Origin of the sequence: Dolomitihabitans soli (genome assembly GCF_022213955.1) — a bacterium.
GTDB lineage: Bacteria > Actinomycetota > Actinomycetes > Streptosporangiales > Streptosporangiaceae > Streptosporangium_A > Streptosporangium_A soli.
This window is the reverse complement of the sequence record NZ_JAKNTW010000001.1, coordinates 131,967-152,315: the sequence shown is the minus strand read 5'-3', so window position 1 is coordinate 152,315 and position 20,349 is coordinate 131,967. Positions and strand designations below refer to the sequence as shown.

Genomic DNA, 20,349 nt, shown 5'->3' with positions numbered 1-20,349 from the left:
CCAGGGAAGAGGGGACTGCAGTAAATCAAGCCGAACCGCCAGCCCTAGCCATGACCGGATCGTTCCGCATAGAGGCGCGATAATGTCTTATGTCGTTATCCGTTCGACCGCCATGATCGACGTATGAGCAAAGCGCTGATCGTCATCGACGTCCAAGAATCCTTCAAGCAGCGGCCCATCTGGCAGGCCGTGTCCCGCCCCGACATCGTGGAGCGGGTCGACCAGCTGGTGCAGGCGGCTCGTAGGGCCGGCGACCTCGTCGTATGGGTGCTGCACTCCGCACCGGGGTCCGGCACCGTCTTCGATCCGGCGTCCGGGTATGTCCGCCTGGTGTCGGAGCTGGTCCAGGGCGAAGGGGAGCCGATGGTCACCAAGACCTCGATCAACGCGTTCACCACCACCAATCTTCAGCAGCTTCTCACCACGCGTGGCATCAGAGAGCTGGTCGTCTGCGGCATCCAGACCGAGCAGTGCTGTGAGACGACCACCCGTGTGGCCGCCGATCTGGGCTTCGAGGTGACGTTCGTGACCGAGGCCACGGCGACTTTCCCCATCGAGCACCGTGACGCGCCCGCCGGCCGTACGGTGGCCGAGATTCTGGCGGATCCCCTGACGCTGTCCACCGAGGACATCACCACCCGGACCGAGTATGCGCTGGCCGGCCGGTTCGCGACGATCAGGACGCTGGCCGAGGTCACTGGCCCGCCGACTCGCGCGGCGGTGACCGGATAGTGACCAAGGTCGTCTTCCTGCTTCTCCCGCGGCTGCACCTCCTCGACCTCGCGGGTCCCGCCCAGGTCTTCTCCACCGCGGCGGATCTCGGGTATGAGCTGTGTTACGTGGGAGAGCAGGAGGACGTCCCGACCGCCCAGAGCGTCTCACTTCGCGCGGACACGGTCTGGCCGCGCATGGAGCCGGGCGACATCGTGCTGGTGCCGGGCTGGCGTGCGGTGACGCTGCGCGACTACGGCGCGATCCGGGAGCCGACCCTCCAGCGGTTGTCAGACCACCACGCCGCCGGGGGTACGGTGACCAGCGTCTGCGCCGGCGCCGAGGCACTGGGCCAGGCCGGGCTCCTGAACGGCCGGCGCTGCACCACCCACCACGGCCTCCAGGAGGAACTCGCGGTGCGGTACCCGAGGGCGACCGTAGTACGGGATGTCCTCTATGTCGCGGACGACAGGGTGATGACCTCCGCCGGCATCGCCAGCGGCATCGACCTCGCCCTGCACATCGTCGCCACCCGCCACGGGCCCGGCACCGCGGCCAGGATCGCCCGCGAGATGGTCGTCTACGCCCGCCGCAACGGCGACGAGCAGCAGGCCAGCGCCATGCTGCGGCACCGTTCGCATCTCAGCGACGCCGTCCACCGCACCCAGGATCTCATCGACTCCCGTTTCGCCGACCGCCTGCTCCTGACAGATCTCGCCACCGCCTCAGGCGTCAGCGAGCGTACCCTCACCCGCCTCTTCGGCCAGGCCACCGGCATGACCCCGCTCCGCTACCAGACCGTCCTCCGCCTCGAACGGGCGGAACATCTCATCGGCCAAGGGGTCACGATCGACTCCGCCGCCCGCGCCGTCGGCTTCCAGGACGCCCGCATGCTCCGCCGCCTCCGCTCCCGCCGCGATCACCCCGGCGGCCACCCCTCCGGCGGACCGGCGTAGCTGCCACGCTGCGGCACCGTATAGATCCAGCCCTGCTCACGGAGATACGCCATGGCGTGCCGTACGGTCTCCCTGGCCACGCCGTACTGCTGGACGAGGCGCGTCTCGCTGGGCACCGGCCGGCGAGGCTTGATCGTTCCCGCCCGGATCTGGGCGGCGATCTCGTTCGCGACCTTCATGTACGCATGCCCACGCGCTGGTTCGCATGCCGTTCCCGAAGGACCGACGAAGGTGCCACGGCCTTGTACTGCATGCACCAGTCCCTCATCGCTGAGCACTCGCACCGCCTGACGCGCCGTCGTCCTGGCGATGCCGAACTCGCGCTGGATCCTCGCCTCACTGGGAACGGCGTCTCCAGGAAGGAGTTCGCCTGCCATGATCCGCTGCCGGAGAATTCGGGCTACTTGAAGGTAGAGGTGAGTGTCGCCGTCATGGTCTAGCACGCACGAAAGATAACGGACGGTGACGCTACGCGGATGCGCTTTCTAGGCGTCCGGAGCAGGGCTTGAGGTCGACTCTTGCGGCCATTTCTCCGGATCAGTCACGTACGTTCCCCGGTACGCGACGGTGAAGACCCATCCTTGCTCGCGGAGATGGTCGACCGCCTGCCGGACGGTGGCCTTGGCGACGCCATGCTGCTGCATCAGCTTCTTCTCGCTGGGAATCGACCGGTTCGGCAACAACTCCCCTTGCCTGATCCGCCGGCTTATGTCGGCCGCGATCTGCTGGTACACCGGGATGCGGTCGGCGGGGCGGGGAGTGCCCGGTTCACCAACGAACGTGCCCTCGCCCTGCACCGTGTAGGCGAGGCCCTGCTCGCGGAGTTCGCGCGCCACCCGCCGAGCCGTCGCCCGTGCGATGCCGTACTCGACCTCGAGTTCCGATTCGCTTGGAACCGCCTCGCCCGGCTCCAAGTGGCCTTTGAGGATGCGCTCCCGAATCATCCCCGCGATCTGCTTATAGACCGGTATAGGTCCGTCCCTGTCAAGCACATCCGCATGATAGACGGAACAGAACGTATACCTACAAAATAGACACCTAGGCAACATGTATGTACGGGAGCTAGACCTATATATATGTACTGGGTTAGCGTTACCGCATGAACGGTTGGCCGAAATGGACGGGACGATTCAAGTCGATCCACGTGGCATCTCTCGGGCGGATCTATGTGCCGATACCTTGGCGACCGGAACAGCCGAGGGCCGCACGGGTGCGGGTCAGGGCGCATACGTGTGATTGCAGGCCCACCTTCTATGAGCTCTGCCAGGCGGGTGGGCTGAAGTTCATCCGGCGGACGGACCGGCGCGAGGGGATGATCAGCGTGTGGGAGTCGCCGTGGCTGCCGTCCCGGCAGACGGAGGACCTGTGGCAGGCACTACTTACGGGAGCAGCACGGTGATCCGGCCTTCGGCTGCCCCCACCCGCCCGGTCACATCGAATCCGGTTGAGCATTAGAACGCGCTGCTGGGGACCGGGCCCGACGGCGGCACTGCCGAAGGGCCCGCCTGCTGAAACTGGGAACCGACTGGCGCGGGTCATCGGGAGCGGGCACCGGTCCCCAGGGCCGGCCGACGACGGAGATGTCGCGCTGCTCCTCGGCCGACGACGATCCGTGAAGGCGACCGAGGTGCCAAGCTGCTCCTCGGCCGACCACGATCCGTGAAGGCGACCGAGGTGCCCAGGTACCCCTCTGCCGGTGGCGATCCGTGAAGGTGGCCGAGAGGTAGTGCGCGTCTAGAAGACCGGGATGATCTCTTCGGGGTCGATGAAGTTGACCTCCACCCCTGAGATGTCCAGTTCGGGGATGGCCGGGAACTCGATGCCCCAGCGTTCCACGATCGTGCGGATCCTGGCCATGGCGATCCGCCAGTTCTCCGCCTGCTCCTCATACGACAGGACGCCCAGACCGCCGTCCCGCGCGTGGTCCATCAGCACGCGATGGTTGGTCATGAAGTACGGCGGCAGCTCCCAGAAGCCCTCGGGCGGCTCCCAGAGGATCATCGAGAGGAACACGAAGCCCGCCCGGAGCTGCCGGGTGATCGTGGACTTGACGTCGTCGGTCAGGCCGGGCCACTCGTTCTCCAGGATCGTCATACAAATCTGGAGATGTCGTGATTCGTCGCGACCGATCCGCCGGAACATGTCCCCGAAGACGGGATGGGTCGTGCCTGACGACATGCCACGGAACAGGGTGGACGCCGCCATCTCCCCCATCATGAAGCTGGTGAACAGCACCGGCAGCGAATACTTGCCGACCGCCGAACTGTAGCCGGTCCAGTAGCGGCCGCCGTTGTGGTAGAGCCAGCCGATGTTGTTGTGCGCGGCCTTCTCCAGGTCGGAGGCCGGGCTCCAGTCCAGCGGGCCGCCCGGCCAGAGCTTGGCGATGGTCCGCTGGCAGCACTCCTCGTGGTTCATCTCGTCACGGGTGATCGAGAAGAAGCACTTGCGCACCGGATCTTCCTCGTGCTTCTCGAACGCCTGGATCGTGGCACGGGCGAACACGGCCGGCCCGCTGGCGTCGAAGTTGGCCAGCACGGAGAACCAGTACATGATCCCCAGCCGTTGGTCGCGGCTGAAATCGGCCGGATCGAGCGAGTCCCACGGCAGGTCGGCCGGGTTCCAGAGGGTCCGCTTGGACTTCTCGTAGATGGCCGCGAGCTTCTCCGTCTCCACCCGCCACTCCATCGGGTAGATGTTCGGCTGGGGAATCTCCGGCGCGGGCCAGAATCCGCCCTCCGGAATCACGAGATCCGCCATGCTCTCACCCCTGGATCCGCCGACTTATTACATCCGTTTCCCACATCCTGCGGCCGGATGTCACATCTTTCAAGAGCGTGCCCGTTGCGTGACGGCCACACACGCGAGTACGGCGACCGCTCCGGCGACTGCGGTGATCCCGATCGGCTCGCTGAGCAGCAGCCACGCCCACACCAGGGTGAGCAGCGGCTGGGCGAGCTGGATCTGCCCCGCCCGGGCGATGCCGCCGATCGCGAGGCCGGCGTACCAGGGGACGAAGCCGAGGAACATGGAGATCAGCCCGACGTAGGCGAATCCGGCCAGTGCGGGGGCGCTCGGCCGTACGTCGGTGGTCACGGCCAGCATGACCGTCACCGGTACGGTGACCGGGAGCGAGATGACCAGGGCGTAGGAGATGACCCGCCAGCCGGGGGTCTCCCTGGCGAGCCGGCCGCCCTCCGTGTAGCCCACCGCGGCCGACAACAGCGCGCCGGCCAGCAACAGGTCGGCGACCGTGAAGTGACCGCCGCCACGGCCGAGGGTGAATACCGTGATGGCCACCGCGCCGGCCGCGCACGCGATCCAGAACAGGACCCTGGGCCGCTCCCCCGCCCGCAGCACCGCGCACACGGCGGTCACCGCGGGAAGGAGCCCGGTGACGACCGCGGCGTGCGAGGCGCTCGCCCCCGTGTCCAGCGCGAGGCCGCTGAAGACGGGGAAACCGAGGACGACCCCGAACGAGATCGCCACGTAGGAGCCCAGATGTCGGCGGGGCGGCAGCAGGGGCACCCGCATGGCGACCAGGCAGACGACCGCCACGGCCCCGGCGATCACCGCCCTGCCCACACCGACGAGGTACGGGTCGAACCCCCGCATCGCGAACAATGTGCCCGGAAACGATCCGGAGAACGCCAGCACTCCGAGAAACGCGAGGAGCGTGCCACGCCGGGCCTGCCGGGAGCCGCCGGCGCCGGCCCCAGGGGAAGCGCCGTCGTGCGGGGCACGCTCGGCACTGCGGCGCCCGGTGTCCAGCTCGGTGTCCGCCGCGACTCCGCCGTCCCGCGCCAGCACTGCTGAGCTGCGGGCCCCGCCGGCGGCATGACCCTCATCGACGCCGTCGCCCGCAAGGGACCCGTCACCCGAAAGGGACACGCGCCGCTCCTGCCTGCGATTCCGTTCGGCGTCCTGGGCGACGTGGGCCGGAACGAGGCGAGGCGCTATCGAGGTGGATTCAGTAGCGCTATCCTTATCTCTCATGAATGACGATAGCAGTATCGACAAGCTCGCCTCGGTGCTGCGGGAAGAGGTCAGGCGGGCGCGGCCGGGGGATCGGCTGACATCCAGCAGGGAGTTGGTGCGGCAGCACGGGGTCAGTCCGGTGACGGTGTCACGGGCACTCGGCCGGCTCGCGGCGGAGGGCCGGGTGGTCACACGGCCGGGCACGGGTACGTTCGTGGCACACCGGACCGAACCGAGACCGGATGGCGTCGACGTGTCGTGGCAGACGGTGGCGCTGGGCGACCGGGTGGTGGACGACTCCGACCTCACCGCCCTGCTCGCGCCGCCGTCCGACGGAGTCATCCCGCTGACGGTCGGTTACCTCAATCCGGTGATGCGGCCGTCGAAGGCGCTGGCGTCCTCGGCGGCGCGGGCCGTACGGCGGGCGGAGGTCTGGGAGATGCCGCCGTTGTCGGGGATCAGCGAGCTTCGCCGGTGGTTCGCGGCGGAAGCGGGGGGCGACGTGACGCCGTCCGAGGTCCTGGTCGTCTGTGGCGGGCAGGCGGCGCTGACGCATGCGATGCGCGCGCTCGCGGCGCCCGGCGCCCCGGTGCTCGTCGAGACGCCGAGCTATCCGGGGGCGCTGGCGGCGGTGCGGGCCGCGGGACTACGGGCGATCGCCGTGCCCATCGACCGGGACGGGGTACGGCCCGACCTGCTCGCCGAGGCGTTCGCGGTCACCGGAGCGCGGGTCTTCTACTGCCAGCCGACGTTGCACAATCCCACGGGCGCGGTCCTGCCGCTGGAACGGCGCGAGCAGGTACTCGCCGTGGCGCGGGCGGCCGGGGCGTTCATCGTGGAGGACGACTACGCGCACTATCTGACGACGGACTCCGTGCCACCGCCGTTGGTGGCCCTCGACACGCATGGCACGGTCGTGCACATCAACTCGCTCAGCAAGGTCCTGGCCCCGAGCCTGCGGATCGCCGGCGTGGTGGCGCGCGGCCCCGCCGCCCATCGGCTGCGCGCGAGCCATCTCGTGGCGTCGCTGTTCGTCGCCCGGCCACTCCAGGAGACGGCGGTCGAGCTGGTCGGCTCCCCCGCGTGGCCACGTCACCTGAAAGCCCTGTCCGCCGAGCTCGCGACACGACGCCACACACTGGCGACCGCGCTCAACACGCACCTCCCCGAAGCCGAGATCCACCTCATTCCCCCAGGCGGCCTGCACCTGTGGGTACGGCTACCGCCGGAGGTCGACGAGACGGCCCTGGTGGACCGGGCGCAACGGGCGGGTGTCCTCGTCAGCCCCGGCCGGCTCTACTATCCGGCCGAACCACCGGGCCCGCGCATCCGCGTCACCCACGTCGCGGCCACCCATCACGCCGAACTGACCGAAGGCGTCCGCCGCCTGGCCACGGCGCTGCCCGGCCGGCGCGGATAGGCGGCTGACGCGTCCCGGTTGACGGAAGCGCCCGGCGACAGGCTCCAAGCGGGCTCGGCGGATGCCGCTGGGACGAGCGTCGGGCTTTCCTCGCACGTGGAGGCGGCCAGTGGAGACGGCGGTGAGTGACGCGGCGGGGTCGCGCCCGATCTCGGCGAGGGTCGTGGCATCGGCGAAGGTCAGGACGGCATCGGGATCGTCGGCGTAGCCGGGGCAGGTGTGCAGTGCGCCTGGAAGCCGTGCGGGAAGGGAAACCGGGGAGGGAAACCGGAGCCACGGCCCGCATGCCCTGATCATCGACCGGTAAGCGCCGCCTGCCTATTCGACGGAGAGACCGGCAGTTGGAAATCGCTTTCCGCCCGTCCGCAAACGTGATGTTGGAATTGAATGACCATGACACAAGATCGCGGAGAGTCGACGCCAGAGCACTGAGATCATTTGCCGCTATGTCAGGCTATCTTTCTATTGGTAGTCATCTTTGCATCAGTCGGTTATTTATCGTAGCTGCCGGGATAACATCGGGAGGGCCATCTGGATGAGTGTCGCGGGGAGCCGCACTCGCAACGTGCGAGAGGGATAACGTGGGGAATCGTCCCACCTCCTACCAGGTCGTCGAGGCCGTCGTTGCCCGCCTCGACAGCGAGGAATTGCCCTATTTGGGGGAGATATGGGTGACCTATATCCATACTCCCGACAATCAGCGGCGCGCCCGGGAAAGCATGCTCGGTTCCGGGCTGGAGCCGCAGATAGTCGAATGGGCGACCGTCGTCGTCACCCTTCTCGGCGGGATCCTGCTCGACGCGGTGAAAGATGAACTCAACGAGCAGGTACGCGGCCGGATGAAGCCCCTCTTCACCTTGATCGGACGCCGCAGAGCGGGCAAGAAAGCCGTTCAGGCGCTCCAGGAGGCTCCGGTTCCGGTCATGGATCCCGAGACGTGCACCCGGCTCGCCGAAACGGTTCGCGTCAAAGCGCTGACCATCTGGAACGATCCGGAGCGGGCCGTACTGCTCTCGGACGCGGTGCTCGGTGAACTGCTCAGGGCCCAGGAGTACAAGACCGCGCCGGACGGTTCCGATGACGCGACCCCCGGAAGCGCCTGACCCGACGGCCGCCACGGACCCCACGGCCGACACGGATCCACCAACCGACACGACAACCGACACGGCAACCGACACGGACCCGACGCCCGACGTGGATCCGTTCGTGCTGCCGCCTCCCAGTTTGGTGCGCCTGCGACTGCTGTTCCTCACCGTGGTCGCGGGATCGACGTTCGGCGGCTACGTGTTCCTCGTCCTCGGCCGGGAGAGCTGGCCTGCCGCGAACCGGGTGTGCGCCGAAGCGTCGCAGGTCGCGACGGACGGGATCACGGCGCTGCTGGACTGCACGGACCGCCTTCACCTCCAGCAGTCGCTGGTCCCCATGGCCGGGCCCGCCCTGGTCGCCCTGCTCACCGTCGTCGCCTACCTGGCGGCCCCCCGCCTCCTCGAACGGCGCGAGCACGCCTGGCGATGGGCCGACCCGCCACCCGAGGTCACCAGCATCGTGACAGCCGCCGACCTGCCCAGGACGCCGACCCTCATGATCTCCACACGCGCCCGACGCGCCTCCCCTCTGGCGTACGGCAGGGCTCGTGCCCATCGGATCATGCTCCCGACCGCGTTCCCGCTGCGCATGGCCAAAGGATCCGCCGCCTCGGCGGTTTCGCTCCTGCACGAGCTGGGACATCTCAGGAATCGTGACGTCGATCGCTCCTACCTCGCCGTCTTCTCCGTACTCCTCTTCGTGCCGGTGGTGGCGGCGCCGGTCGTGGTCGCCGCGTCGGCCTGGAACGAGGCGTTCGACTGGTCGCTGTGCTGGCGGCTCGCGGTCCTGACCGTGCTGACCGGTGCGACGTTCGTCGCCGTTCTCAGGGCCCGCGAACACGACGCCGACCTGTGGGCTCGACGAGCCATGGGCGCAGAGGTGACGCGTGTCGTCAAGGCCGCAAGTGCCGAACGCTCCTGGTGGATCCGGCTGCATCCCACCATCGAGGAGCGCCGGAAGGTGCTCGAACGTCCCGGTCTCACCATGCGCGCATCGGTGGCCGAGTCGTTCGGCACCGGGCTCGCCGCCGGCGTGGTGATCCTTGAGCTCTCGGTGCTCGCGGAGACGGCACTGCCGATCGAACCGGTCCTCGCCTACTGGCTCGCGGCCCTGCCGATCACCGTGACCATGACGGGGATCGTGGGCCTGGCGGTATGGCGGGCGACGGCCAGATCGGAAGCTGAAGGCAACGCGATCAACAACGCGAACAACGCGGGCGCAACGGACACCACCGAACCCGGTCACACCACCACCGGCGGTTCACCCAGTTCACCCAGTTCACCCAGTTCACCCATTTGGCCAGGTTCACCAGGTTCACCCAGTGCGGGCCGTGCGGGCCGTGCGGGTCGTTTGCGCAGACCGCCGGACGGGTTCCTTGGGCCCGGTCTGGCGTTGGGAGTGGGCCTGGTGGCGGGCGCCCTTGCCGCTCCTCGCGCGGCGGCGCAGTGGAACGTGGTCTCCCCCGCCGCGTCGGAGCGCGCGGCGACGTTGAACATCCTCGACGCCGCGCCGGCCACGGCGGTCGCGCTCGCCCTCTCCCTGCCCCTGACCACGGCCCTGATCGTGTGGTGGCTCGCCGTCCTGGCCAAGTCGTGGCTGCGGCGCTGGGGAGCCGGCTCCTGGCGGTTCGCCGTCCCCGTGGCGGCGGTCGTGTCCGCGATCCCGGTCGGCACGTGGTTTCTGGCGGCGCGGCTGGCGGCCGCCGAAACGTGGCGCCCCGGAGCCCTGGCCGCCCAAGTCCTGTCCACGGAGGCGGGCTACGGACTGGCGGCAGCACCCGTCGCCTGCTGGGTGGCCGTCTGCCTCGGTCAGGGGACAGCCCGCCCCGGCCGGAGGCCAACCCGCCTCGACCAAGGAGCGGCTTCCCCTGGCGAGGGAACGGCCCGCGTCAACCGAAGAACCACCGACCAGAGACCGGCCCGCTTCAACCGAGGAACCGCCGACCAGGGAACGGCCCGCTTCGACCGAGGGCCCGGGGCGCGGATCTTCTCCCTCGCGGCCGGTGGCGTGCTCGCCGTGCTGCTCGCCGTACCGGCGGTCGTGGTGGCGGGGTGGGGTTCGGCCGTTCCCAGTGCCCCGGATCCGTTCCCGCCGAGTTCCCAGCCGGTGGCGGGGTGCCTGTGGCTGCGCACGGCCGGTGTTCGCGCGCTGGGCGGTGATCGTGATCACGGGGCCCGGTTGAGGCTCGGAAACGAGCTCTCCGGGCTTGAGGACGCCCTGCTCCGGCAGGCGGGCGCGTTGTTCGTGCGCAGCTCTCGCGAGCGGTCCGGCGACATGGCGAGGAGGGCGTGGCGGGCTTTCGTACGGCGCTGCGACCATCTGCTCCGCTATCCGCCGCCGACGCCGCGGGCACCAGAGGTCAAGGTTCCGTTCCCGTTCCTGGAGGAATGATCACATGTCCCACCGTCGCACCCTGGTCACGGCCGCCGTGGCCCTCACCCTGCTGGCGACCGCCCAGCCCGCCGTCGCCGCTCCCGCGGGATCGGCCGCACCTCTCAGCAGCGGCCTGCTGACCAGGGCGGACCTGCCCGCGGGATACTCACGTTTCACGCCCAGCTACCAGAAGTACCAGTCCAGCACCGCCCCGACCTGCTCGTCGACCCTTGACGGTCTCGAGTTCAGCAAGCCCAGGCGGCGCGGCGTCCAGTACGCCACCGTCGCCTACGCCAAGGGAGAGACCGGCCCCTGGGTCATGGAGACCTTACGGAGCTACCGATCCGGCTCGGCGAAGAAGGCGTTCGACCAAGCGGTCGCCAAGCTCAGGAAGTGCCGTGACTTCGAGCAGACCTACACCAGGCCCAAGCCCCGCAGGACCGTCGCCGTCAGCGTCCGCGGGGTGCGCTTCCCCGCCGTGGCCACCCAGACGTGGGCGGCGGGGATCGCGGTCGCCGAAGGGTCGCTGGTGCTGACCAACGTGCTGGTCCTGGCGCGGCACAAGAATAAGATCATGATTCTCAGCCAGCTCGGATACGAGGCTCCGGACGCGGGCACCCTGACCGCCATCGCGCGGCGCGCCGCCGCAAAGATGCGCGCGACCGGCTGACGACCCGCACCGGGGCTCGGGATGTCGGCGTGGCACACCCGTGCCGACATCCCGGACACAACCCCCAACTGACATACGATGGTTACCGGGGAGGCGGTGGAATTGGGTCCGGCGGAGCTGGTGCGCGACTTCGTGAACACGTACGACGTCGAGAACGACGACGACGAACTGGCCTCTCCCGGCGAGCTGGTCGTGTGGCTGCGCGAGCGGGATCTGGCTGGGCCCTGTGACCGCGCCGGCGATGATGATCTGGCGCTCGCGGTGGGGCTGCGTGAAGGGCTGCGCGGGGCGTTGCTGCACGACGATGACCATCCGGTTCGGGACGCGGTGCTGGACGCGGTGCTGGAGGAGTTGCCGCTGCGGCTCTCCATGGGCCGGGAGGGCCCGGTGTTACGGCCGGTCGCGGGCGGGACGCGGGGTGCGCTGGCCGGGATCGCGGTGGCGGTGATGGGGACCCGCGCCGACGGGACGTGGGGGCGGCTGAAGGTGTGCGCGGAGGGGACGTGCCTGTGGGCGTTCATCGACTCCTCGAAGAACCGTTCGCGGGCGTGGTGCTCGATGAAGGTTTGCGGTAATCGGACTAAAACCCGCGCTTACCGGGCAAGACGGGCGGGCGAGAGCCGTACACGTCGTTCATGACCGTGATTCCCCGATACGGTGGGAGTGCCTGGCACCGCGGATCCCCCACGGTTCACACTCGTGCGACGCCCGCCGGACGAGGTCCTCGGTGACAGGAATGACGGCAGTGCGAAGGAGCGGGCCGAAATGGCAGACGTAGGCGTGCGGGCAGCCCGGCGCGACGATGTAACGGCGGTAACCAGGACCCAGATCCGCGCGTGGAAGCACGGATATCGCGAGTTCCTGCCCGAGGGGCCGTTGGAACAGATGACCGGCCCGGCGGCCGAGGAGTTGTGGCAACGCCAGTGGGAAGACGCGGTCATCGCACCGCCGACCCCTCGTCACCGGTTACTGGTGGCGATCGAGCGGATCCTCGACACCGACGCGTTCCCGGCTCTGGGGCCCGGCGGGATCGCCGCGGCCGCGGCGACGGTGGGGCCCGAGCGCGTGGTGGGCCTGGCCTCGCACGCTCCGGCCGAGGACCCGGACACCGACCCGACCGTCACCGCCGAGTTGCTGGCCCTGCTGGTCGACCCCGACCACATCCGCCGCGGGCACGGCAGCAGGCTGCTCAACGCCACGGTCGACCATCTTCTCGATGACCAGTTCGTCTCCGTGATCACCTGGGTGTTCGCCGACAACCACGCCATGCTCGCCTTCCTGGAGTCGGCCGGTTGGGGCGAGGACGGCGCGGACCGCGTGCTCGACATGGGGCGACCCGTCCGGATGGTCCGGATGGTCACCGACATTCGCCGATGAGCGAGACGACCTCGGCGACACCGGGACAGTGGCTGGCGGGCGCCCGGCCGCGCACCCTTCCCGCGGCGGTGGTCCCCGTCGCGGTGGGCACCGGCGTGGCGTTCTCCGCGGGCGGCGCCGTGTGGTGGCGGGCGCTGCTCGCGCTCGTGGTGGCGCTGCTGCTCCAGATCGGCGTCAACTACGCCAACGACTACAGCGACGGCGTGCGCGGCACCGACGACGCGCGGGTCGGGCCGATGCGCCTGGTCGGCTCGGGGGTCGCCGCGCCGCGTGCGGTGCTGCGCGCCGCGCTGGGCTGCTTCCTCGCCGCCGCGGTCGCGGGACTGGTGCTGGTGCTGGCGACCGCCGCGTGGTGGTTGCTGGCCGTCGGCGCGGCCTCGATCGCCGCGGCGTGGTTCTACACCGGAGGCTCCCGGCCGTACGGCTACCGCGCGCTCGGCGAGGTCTCGGTGTTCGTCTTCTTCGGCCTGGTCGCCGTGGTCGGCACGACCTTCGTCCAGGTCGAGGGGCTGCCCTGGCTCGCGGTGGCGGCGTCGGTCCCGGTCGGGTTGCTGGCGTGCGCGATGCTGGTCGTCAACAACCTCCGTGACCTCGGCACCGACGCGGAGTCGGGCAAGCGCACGATGGCCGTCGTCCTGGGCGACGCCCGCACCCGCCTGCTCTACGCCGGGTGCCTGATCCTGCCCTTCGCCGTGGCGCTTCTCCTGGTCCCGGTGCGCCCGTTCGCCGCGCTGACCCTGCTGGCGCTCCCGCTGGCCCTCCCTCCCGTGCGGGCCGTACGGCAGGGCGCGGCGGGGCCCGCGCTGATCACCTGCCTGCAGCAGACGGGCCGCCTGCAACTCGTGTACGGCCTGCTGTTCACGATCGGGCTGGCCGTCTGAGCGGCTCGGCGCCCGCGGACCAAGGGCACCCATGGAGCCGGAACCTGAACCTGAACCGGGCTGGTTCAGGCCAGAGCCGCCATGAGCGCCCTCGTGCGAAGCTCTGAAGAAGATCGCTGGTCCGCGTTGTCACCACCATGGCCGACGACGGCGCCCCTACAACGATTCCTGCTACGACCGCATCCGGTCGACCGCCGGGTCGGCGTTCACCTCCAGGTCGTTCTGCTCTCCTCCGTCGGCCCGGCCGCCGACGTGCGATCCCCGCTCAGGACAGGCCGCCGTCGGGGCTTGATTTCGCCGGCGGCCATCCCCCTCATCACATCCACGCCGTGGACCCGTCGGGGCGGGTCGGCACCTTGCGTTCCCAGTGGACCCAATCGTCGACCTGGAGGGCGGTCTCGTCGATCTCGATGCCCCAGCCGGGCCGTTCCGGCCGTAGTTCGAGATGCCCGTCAACCGGCAGGTAGGGATCGGGGCACCAGGACACCTCGTCGGGTTTGAATTCGAGAATGCTGAAGTTGGTGGTCACCGCGGCGAAATGCACGTTCGCCGCGGTGGCGAGCGGGCCGAGCGGGTTGTGCGGCGCGACGGGGACGTAGTGCGCGTCGGCGATGGTGGCGATCTTCAGCATCTGGGTCAGCCCGCCGACCACACAGATATCGGGCTGCACGATGTCGGCTCCTTGCGCGGTCAGCAACGCGAGGAACTCGTGCGGGGAGTACAGCGACTCCCCCGTCGCCAGCGGCACGGCCAGCTCCGAACGGATCCGCCCCCACGCCGGGAGGTGTTCGGGCCGGATGGGTTCCTCGAGGAAGAGCGGCTGGTAGGGGGCTAGGGCGGCACCGAGTTCGACGGCCTGGTGCGGCTGCCAGATGCAGGCGTGCGCGTCGAAGGCGAACTCCCACTCCGCCGGATGCCCCCCGCGTACCTGGCCGAAGTACTCACCGAGTTCGTCGGCCACCAGCCCGAACCGCGTCCGGTGCGGGTCCCGGCGGTACGGGCTCAGCTTGAACGCGGTGAACCCGAAGCGCTGATGCAGCGCCGCGGTCCTGTCCTGAAGTTCGGCGAGGTCAGGCGCGGAGTACAGGCCGGCGTAGACCCGCACCCGGTCGCGTACGGCGCCGCCCAGCAACTGGTACACCGGTACGCCCAGCGCCTTGCCGGCGATGTCCCACAACGCGAGGTCGATCGCGGCGATCGCGGCCAGCCCGAGGGCCCCCTGCGGAAAGCGGGCGGACTGCAGCAGGAACTGGTTGATCCGGTTCGGGCTGCGGGCGTCCATGCCCTTGATCTGCTCGAAGAGGTAGTCGAGCAGCGGCGGGTAGGCCAGGTCGGGGCCGTGATTGTAAACCTCGGACCAGCCCGTCGTCCCGTCGTCGGTCGTGATCTTCACCAGGACGCGGGGGCGGTCGCCCACCCGTTGGCGGAAGGTCTGCAATGACGCAATTCTCACGCCTGCTGCTCCGTCTGGAGTGCGGGCACGGCCGAGCGCCACGGCTTGATCGACTCGGTCACCTCCGCCGCCAGCGCCGCGGGCACCGGATGGCTGGGCGGGCGTACCTCGCGCCGGCACAGGCCGAGTTGGTGCATCGCCTCCTTGACCACGGAGACGTTGTCGGCCGCCCGGTCGCGGGCGCGCAGCTCTTCGAAGTGCCGGATGCGCCGCCAGACCGACGCCGCCGTGTCGTAGTCGCCGTCGCGCAGCGCCACGAGCAGTTCCAGGGACACCGCCGGGGCGATGTTGACCAGCCCGGACGTGAACGCGCGCGCCCCGGCCTGCCAGTAGGCGGGGGCGTACGACTCCGCCAGACCGGCGACCCACAGCAGGCCGTCACCCGCCTGCGCCTTGGTCGTGGCGAACACGACCGGATCCGGCACCGAGTACTTCAGCCCGATGACGTTCGGTGCTCGGTCCGCCAGCCGGGCGATGTGGGCGCCGGACACCGCGGGGGTGCTGAGGTACGGCAACACTCCGATGTCCGGCACGGCCGCGGCGATCGAGGCGTTGTACTCGACCCATCCCTGCGCCGACAGGTACGGCAGCACGGGCTGGTGGATCATGATGGCGTCCGCGCCGGCGTCCCTGGCGAATCGGGCGTCCGCGATCGCGGTCTGCGCGTCCAGCCCGACTCCCGCGACGATCGTCGTCATGGCGCCGCGCGCGGAGATGACGCTCGTCAGAACGGCCCGGCGTTCGGCCGGGGACAGCGCGTAGAACTCTCCGGTGTTTCCGTTGGGGGTCAGCGCGGAGATCCCGTTGTCGATCAGGCGCCGGGTCAGCACCACGGTCCGGTCGTGGTCGATCTCGCCACCGGCGGCATAGGGCACCACGGGGATGCCGATGACGGTACTGAGCCTCTCTCTGAGGTCCCCGGAGTTCGGAGTGGTGCTCACGGAGTGGTCCTTTCATGGGTTGCGGGCGTCGTCTGCCCCGGGTCCTGCGGCCGTGTGACGGGCTTGATGCGCACCCAGAACAGATAGATGGACGCGCTGATGAGGCAGCAGGCCGCGGCGCCGACCAGCGGGCCGAGGTAGGAACCGTTGCCGGCGGTCAGGAACAGGCCGATCACGATCGGGCTGGTCAGGTTACCCAGTTGCGAGCCGAAGTTCTGGAACCCGGCGACGGACCCGACACTCGCCGGGGACGAGGCGACCTCCGCGGGGAGACTCAGAATCGCGGCTCCCGCGAACGAGTGAGCGGCGCTGCTGACGGTGAGCACGACCATCAGCATGACGTTGCTCTCGATGAACGGGGCGAAGCCGATGCAGGCGCTCAGGCCGAGCCCGGAGACGATCGGAATCTTCCTGGCCAGGTTCGTCGACATGCCCGAGGCCAGCATGCGGTCCGACACGATGCCGCCGAGCACGGTGGAACCGATGGCGATGAGCGCCGGAATCGCGCCCACCATGCCGAAGTCCTCCTCGCTGAACCCGCGGTCATTGAGCAGGTAGCTGGGGTACCAGGTGAGGAAGAAGGCCCCGGCGAGCGAACGGAAAACGTACCCGGTCGTCAGCGCCCACACTTGGTTGTCGCGCAGCAGCCGTCCCCAGACGACCTTGTCACCGGCCGCTTCGGCGGACACCGACTCGCCCTGGTCGGAGCGGATGTGGGCCAGCTCGGCAGCCGAGACCCGCTTGTGCTGCGCGGGATGCCGGTAGACCAGGAACCAGCCGATGAGCCAGGGGAAGCCGAGGGCTCCGATCACCAGGAAGGCCAGGCGCCAGTTGCCGAGAACGGCCAGGGCCGTCACCACCGGGACGGAGAGCGCGGCGCCGATCTGCTGGCCCATGTCGAACAGGCTGGAGGCGAACGCACGCTCCTTGCGGGGGAACCACAGCGAGACGACCTTGACGTTCGCCGGCTGTACGGGCGCCTCCCCGATGCCCAGACCGAGGCGCGACACGATGACCCAGCTGAGACTCTGCGTGGCGGCCATCAAGACCGTCCAGATCGACCACCAGCCGACCGCGAGCGGGTAGATCACTCTCGGGCCGAACCGGTCCAGCAGCCAACCGGACGGGATCTGGAACAGGGCGTAGGTCCAGAAGAACGAGGAGAGCAGGATTCCCTGGATGGCAGGGCTGATCTCGAACTCTTCGGACATGAACGGCATCGCGACGCTGAGCGCCGCGCGATCGAGGTAGGCGATCGTCAGACCGAGGGACGAGAATCCGACGATCGTCCATCGCATGTGGCTGCGCCGGCGGGCCGACGGCGCGCTGGCAGGCGTAGAATCAGGCATTGTTGCTCCTCTGACGGGGGTGACAGAGACGCTCCCTACGGGAAGCGTGGGTGTTCAGAGATGCGGCTCGGGATCTTGGCGGAGAACGGGCCGCATCTTGCTGTTCATCGGGTGAGGGCTTCCCTCCCCAGATGTCTGGCCACGAAGCCTTCGATGTGCCGGCGGAGGAGTACGGCCGCGCCGTCGCCGTCGCCGTCGCGAGCCTTGGCCAGGATCGCGGCGTGCTCCTCGGCCTCCTCCTGCCACGTCGGGGTACGCGACCACGAGGAGACCGACACGAGCGCGGTCTGGTCGCGTAGCCCGTCGAGGGTGCGGATGAGCAGCGGGTTTCCGCAGCCCGCGTAGAGACCTCGGTGGAAGTCGCGGTTGGCGGTGCTGCGCGTCGACGCGTCCGCCGCGTGCGACGCCCGGTCGAGTGCCCGCACCACCTCTGAGAAGTCGGCAGCGGCGGCGACGCTGCGCCGTACGGCCTCCGGTTCGAGGAGCAGACGCATGTCATAGACGCCGATCGCGTCCTCGTCGCTCAGCTGGCGCACTGTGGTGCCGCTGTAGGGACGGATGACGACGAGCCCGGTGCTCTCGAGTGCCTTCAGCGCCTCGCGCACCGGTGTCTTCGAGACGCCGAACTGGCTGGCCAGATCAGTCTCGACCAGCGAGGTGCCCGGCTTGAACCGGCCGTTGAGTATCGCCGCCTTGATGCTCTCGAGCACGTGCGCCGTACGAGACGGCAACGCACCGGGACTGAAGACTGGCATCGCCACTGAAGACTCCTCGGATGGCGCATCATATGCGATATATTAGATGCGACCCTAGAGCCAGCGGGGCGTTAAGGCAAGGTAATGGCGGCGTGACGAGGCGGAAACATCTCCGGCACGCCGCCGGGCGCGCTCGGGGCTCCTACCAGCGGGAAGCGTCGATCACGGGCACGCCATGCCGCCCGCCCGTGCGGCGGTCTCGCGGAGCCAGATATGTGCGGCGTCCCGGACATGCAAGCGCCATCGCCGCCGCGACCGATCCGCGGCTGCGCCAGGTGAGGCCGTGGTGTGGTCAGGGACCAGGTGTCAGAGATCCAGCAGGTGATCCAGGCCGACCGTGAGCCCGGGCAGGTCGCGGACCCGCCGGACACCGAGCAGCACGCCCGGCGTGAACGACGCGCGGTCCATCGTGTCGTGCCTGATGGTGAGGGTCTCACCGCCGCCGCCGAGCAGCACCTCCTGGTGCGCGATCAGCCCCGCCAGCCGTACGGCGTGCACGCGCACCCCGTCAATGTCGGCGCCCCGCGCCCCGCCGAGCTCCGCGCTCGTCGCGTCGGGCATCGCGCCCAGCCCGGCCTCGCGCCGGGCCCCCGCGATCAGCTCGGCCGTACGGCGAGCGGTGCCGGAGGGGGCGTCGGCCTTGTTCGGATGGTGCAGCTCGATGATCTCGGTGGAGTCGAAGAACCTGGCCGCCTGCTGCGCGAAGTGCATCATCAGCACCGCGGCGATCCCGAAGTTGGGCGCGATCAGCACGTTGGCGCCCGGTGTGGCGGCGATCCATTCCCTGACCGTGTCGAGCCTGGCCTCGTCGAAGCCCGTCGTGCCCACCACGGGGTGCACGCCGTGCGCGATGCACCAGCGCAGGTTGTCCATCACCACGTCGGGGTGGGTGAAGTCGACGACCACCTCGGCGGCCCCTAGGGCCTCGATGGAGTCGTCCTTGTCGACCGCCGCCACCAGTTCCATGTCGGCGGCCGCGTGGACGGCCTTGCACACTTCGACACCGACGCGCCCACGCGCCCCAAGTACACCAACCCTGATCACGTGCACAGCCTATCGTCTGCGGGTCAGCCGATCGCCGAGGAGAAGTCCTTGCCCGCGTAGGGTCCGATCACGGCGAGCGTCAACGGGCGTCGCAGCACGTCGTGGCTCACCTCGACGATCTCCTCGGGGGTGACCGCCTCGATCCGTCCGAGCACCTCGTCGATCGGCATGAGCCGGTCGTAGACGAGCTCGCTCTTGCCGATCCGCGACATCCGGGAACCCGTGTCCTCCAGGCCCAGTACGAGCCCGCCGCGCATCTGCCCCTTGCCCCTGGCGATCTCCTCGTCGGTGATCCCGCGGGCGAGCAGCCGGGCGATCTCCTCCTTGCAGATCTTCAGCACCTCGTCGATCTTCGAGGGGAGGCACCCCACGTAGATGCCGAACTGCCCGGTGTCGGCGTACTGGGAGGTGTAGCTGTAAGCCGAGTACGCCAGCCCGCGCTTCTCCCTGATCTCCTGGAACAGGCGAGAGGACATGCCGCCGCCCAGCGCCGCGTTGAACACGCCGAGGGCGAAACGCCGGTCGTCGGTCCGGGAGATGCCGGTGGTGCCGAGCACCAGGTTGGCCTGCTCGGTGGGCCGGTCCACCACGCGGACGCCCGAGTTGGAGTCGACGCCGGGACCTGACAGGCGCGGCGGGGCCGGCTCGGCGTCGCCGCCCAGCGCCCCCGCCCGCTCGTACGCGGTGGCGACCAGCTCCACCACGGCCTCGTGGGTGACGTTGCCCGCCACCGACACGACGGTGTGCGGCGGAAGGTAGTAACGGTGGTAGTACTCCAGGATCCGGTCCCTGGTCAGCGAGCCGATCGACTCGACGGTGCCGAGGATGGGCCGGCCGACCGGCGTGTCGCCGTACAGCTCGCCGGAGAACTGCTCGTGCACGACGTCCGACGGGTCGTCGTCGTGCATGGCGATCTCTTCGAGGATCACGCCGCGCTCCGACTCGACGTCCTCCTCGGTGATCAGGGAGGAGGTGACCACGTCGGCGAGCACGTCGATGGCCAGCGGAAGGTCTTCGTCGAGCACCCGCGCGTAGTAGCAGGTGTACTCCTTGGCGGTGAAGGCGTTGATCTCACCGCCGATCCCCTCGATGGCCGCGGAGATCTCCAGCGCGTCACGCTTGGGGGTGCCCTTGAAGAGCAGGTGCTCGAGGAAGTGGGTGGCTCCCATGTGCTCGGGGGCCTCGTCGCGGGAGCCGATGCCGACCCACATGCCGATCGCGACGGATCGCACGGTCGGCATGGTCTCGGTCACCACCCGGAGGCCACCGGGGAGGACGGTGCGCCGCACGACCCCGGCGCCGTCCTTGCCGGGGTGCAGAGTGATTGTGTTCAAAACCTGTTCAACGCTTTCCGCGGA

General features: G+C 69.3%; 19 protein-coding genes and 1 pseudogene. 9 read left to right on the top strand and 11 right to left on the bottom strand.

Annotation, left to right across the window (positions count from 1 at the left end):
* Positions 1–123: 123 nt before the first annotated feature.
* Positions 124–732: a cysteine hydrolase family protein gene (locus MBA17_RS00690; RefSeq protein WP_238494222.1), complete on the top strand. Its 609-nt coding sequence runs from the start codon at positions 124–126 to the stop codon at positions 730–732.
* The gene (locus MBA17_RS00685) at positions 732–1,667 is read left to right on the top strand and encodes a GlxA family transcriptional regulator (protein WP_238494221.1); all 936 of its coding nucleotides are present in this window, start codon (positions 732–734) and stop codon (positions 1,665–1,667) included. The genes MBA17_RS00690 and MBA17_RS00685 overlap by 1 nt, the downstream gene beginning before the upstream one ends.
* On the opposite strand, the gene MBA17_RS00680 is transcribed toward MBA17_RS00685, so the two are convergent.
* From MBA17_RS00680 to MBA17_RS00660, 5 genes and pseudogenes are all read right to left on the bottom strand, one after another.
* Positions 1,631–1,846, bottom strand: coding sequence for a winged helix-turn-helix domain-containing protein (locus MBA17_RS00680; RefSeq protein ID WP_238495006.1), 216 nt, complete (start codon positions 1,844–1,846; stop codon positions 1,631–1,633). The genes MBA17_RS00685 and MBA17_RS00680 overlap by 37 nt on opposite strands.
* A 57-nt stretch (positions 1,847–1,903) precedes the next feature.
* Positions 1,904–2,110, bottom strand: a pseudogene (locus tag MBA17_RS49075) (GntR family transcriptional regulator); the annotation flags it as partial.
* A gap of 42 nt (positions 2,111–2,152) precedes the next feature.
* Complete coding sequence (locus MBA17_RS00670) at positions 2,153–2,659, bottom strand: GntR family transcriptional regulator (protein ID WP_238494220.1); 507 nt, start codon at positions 2,657–2,659, stop codon at positions 2,153–2,155.
* A gap of 742 nt (positions 2,660–3,401) precedes the next feature.
* Entirely contained in the window at positions 3,402–4,424 is a 1,023-nt protein-coding gene (locus MBA17_RS00665; protein ID WP_238494219.1) for a hypothetical protein, read from the bottom strand.
* A gap of 69 nt (positions 4,425–4,493) precedes the next feature.
* A complete protein-coding gene (locus MBA17_RS00660; RefSeq protein ID WP_238494218.1) occupies positions 4,494–5,555 on the bottom strand; it encodes a DMT family transporter in 1,062 nt (353 codons plus the stop codon).
* A gap of 103 nt (positions 5,556–5,658) precedes the next feature.
* On the opposite strand from MBA17_RS00660, the gene MBA17_RS00655 reads away from it, so the two are divergent.
* The 7 genes from MBA17_RS00655 (at position 5,659) to MBA17_RS00625 (ending at position 13,449) form a co-directional block, all read left to right on the top strand.
* On the top strand, positions 5,659–7,062 hold the full coding sequence (locus tag MBA17_RS00655; RefSeq protein ID WP_238494217.1) for an aminotransferase-like domain-containing protein: 1,404 nt from the start codon (positions 5,659–5,661) through the stop codon (positions 7,060–7,062).
* Between the two features lie 581 nt (positions 7,063–7,643).
* Positions 7,644–8,165 (top strand): hypothetical protein, encoded by a 522-nt coding sequence (locus tag MBA17_RS00650; RefSeq protein ID WP_238494216.1) that lies wholly within the window; start codon positions 7,644–7,646, stop codon positions 8,163–8,165.
* Positions 8,166–8,268: 103 nt separating this feature from the next.
* Positions 8,269–10,539: a M48 family metalloprotease gene (locus tag MBA17_RS00645; RefSeq protein ID WP_238494215.1), complete on the top strand. Its 2,271-nt coding sequence runs from the start codon at positions 8,269–8,271 to the stop codon at positions 10,537–10,539.
* A gap of 4 nt (positions 10,540–10,543) precedes the next feature.
* Entirely contained in the window at positions 10,544–11,191 is a 648-nt protein-coding gene (locus MBA17_RS00640; RefSeq protein WP_238494214.1) for a hypothetical protein, read from the top strand.
* Between the two features lie 96 nt (positions 11,192–11,287).
* Positions 11,288–11,830, top strand: coding sequence for a CGNR zinc finger domain-containing protein (locus MBA17_RS00635; protein ID WP_238494213.1), 543 nt, complete (start codon positions 11,288–11,290; stop codon positions 11,828–11,830).
* 126 nt (positions 11,831–11,956) lie between these two features.
* Positions 11,957–12,568 carry a GNAT family N-acetyltransferase gene (locus MBA17_RS00630; RefSeq protein WP_238494212.1) on the top strand — a complete coding sequence of 204 codons (612 nt, stop codon included), beginning with the start codon at positions 11,957–11,959 and terminating at the stop codon, positions 12,566–12,568.
* Positions 12,565–13,449 (top strand): 1,4-dihydroxy-2-naphthoate polyprenyltransferase, encoded by an 885-nt coding sequence (locus MBA17_RS00625; protein ID WP_238494211.1) that lies wholly within the window; start codon positions 12,565–12,567, stop codon positions 13,447–13,449. The genes MBA17_RS00630 and MBA17_RS00625 overlap by 4 nt, the downstream gene beginning before the upstream one ends.
* 316 nt (positions 13,450–13,765) lie before the next feature.
* Here MBA17_RS00625 and MBA17_RS00620 read toward each other — a convergent pair whose 3' ends face one another.
* The 6 genes from MBA17_RS00620 to MBA17_RS00595 all read right to left on the bottom strand — a co-directional run bounded on the left by MBA17_RS00620 (position 13,766) and on the right by MBA17_RS00595 (position 20,325).
* Positions 13,766–14,902, bottom strand: coding sequence for a mandelate racemase/muconate lactonizing enzyme family protein (locus MBA17_RS00620; protein ID WP_238494210.1), 1,137 nt, complete (start codon positions 14,900–14,902; stop codon positions 13,766–13,768).
* A complete protein-coding gene (locus MBA17_RS00615; protein ID WP_238494209.1) occupies positions 14,899–15,843 on the bottom strand; it encodes a dihydrodipicolinate synthase family protein in 945 nt (314 codons plus the stop codon). Before MBA17_RS00615 ends, MBA17_RS00620 begins: the two co-directional genes overlap by 4 nt.
* On the bottom strand, positions 15,840–17,192 hold the full coding sequence (locus tag MBA17_RS00610; RefSeq protein WP_238494208.1) for an MFS transporter: 1,353 nt from the start codon (positions 17,190–17,192) through the stop codon (positions 15,840–15,842). Before MBA17_RS00610 ends, MBA17_RS00615 begins: the two co-directional genes overlap by 4 nt.
* Before the next feature lie 104 nt (positions 17,193–17,296).
* Complete coding sequence (locus MBA17_RS00605) at positions 17,297–17,947, bottom strand: GntR family transcriptional regulator (protein ID WP_238495005.1); 651 nt, start codon at positions 17,945–17,947, stop codon at positions 17,297–17,299.
* 306 nt (positions 17,948–18,253) lie between these two features.
* Positions 18,254–18,991 (bottom strand): 4-hydroxy-tetrahydrodipicolinate reductase, encoded by a 738-nt coding sequence (dapB, locus tag MBA17_RS00600; RefSeq protein ID WP_238494207.1) that lies wholly within the window; start codon positions 18,989–18,991, stop codon positions 18,254–18,256.
* Positions 18,992–19,014: 23 nt separating this feature from the next.
* Entirely contained in the window at positions 19,015–20,325 is a 1,311-nt protein-coding gene (locus tag MBA17_RS00595; protein WP_238494206.1) for a M16 family metallopeptidase, read from the bottom strand.
* Positions 20,326–20,349 lie beyond the last annotated feature (24 nt).

Coding starts and splice junctions, on each gene's coding strand:
- MBA17_RS00690 (WP_238494222.1), top strand. CDS start 124: ATGAGCAAAGCGCTGATCGTCATCGACGTCCAAGAATCCTTCAAGCAG.
- MBA17_RS00680 (WP_238495006.1), bottom strand. CDS start 1,846: ATGAAGGTCGCGAACGAGATCGCCGCCCAGATCCGGGCGGGAACGATC.
- MBA17_RS00665 (WP_238494219.1), bottom strand. CDS start 4,424: ATGGCGGATCTCGTGATTCCGGAGGGCGGATTCTGGCCCGCGCCGGAG.
- MBA17_RS00655 (WP_238494217.1), top strand. CDS start 5,659: ATGAATGACGATAGCAGTATCGACAAGCTCGCCTCGGTGCTGCGGGAA.
- MBA17_RS00640 (WP_238494214.1), top strand. CDS start 10,544: ATGTCCCACCGTCGCACCCTGGTCACGGCCGCCGTGGCCCTCACCCTG.
- MBA17_RS00630 (WP_238494212.1), top strand. CDS start 11,957: ATGGCAGACGTAGGCGTGCGGGCAGCCCGGCGCGACGATGTAACGGCG.
- MBA17_RS00625 (WP_238494211.1), top strand. CDS start 12,565: ATGAGCGAGACGACCTCGGCGACACCGGGACAGTGGCTGGCGGGCGCC.
- MBA17_RS00610 (WP_238494208.1), bottom strand. CDS start 17,192: ATGCCTGATTCTACGCCTGCCAGCGCGCCGTCGGCCCGCCGGCGCAGC.
- MBA17_RS00605 (WP_238495005.1), bottom strand. CDS start 17,947: ATGCCAGTCTTCAGTCCCGGTGCGTTGCCGTCTCGTACGGCGCACGTG.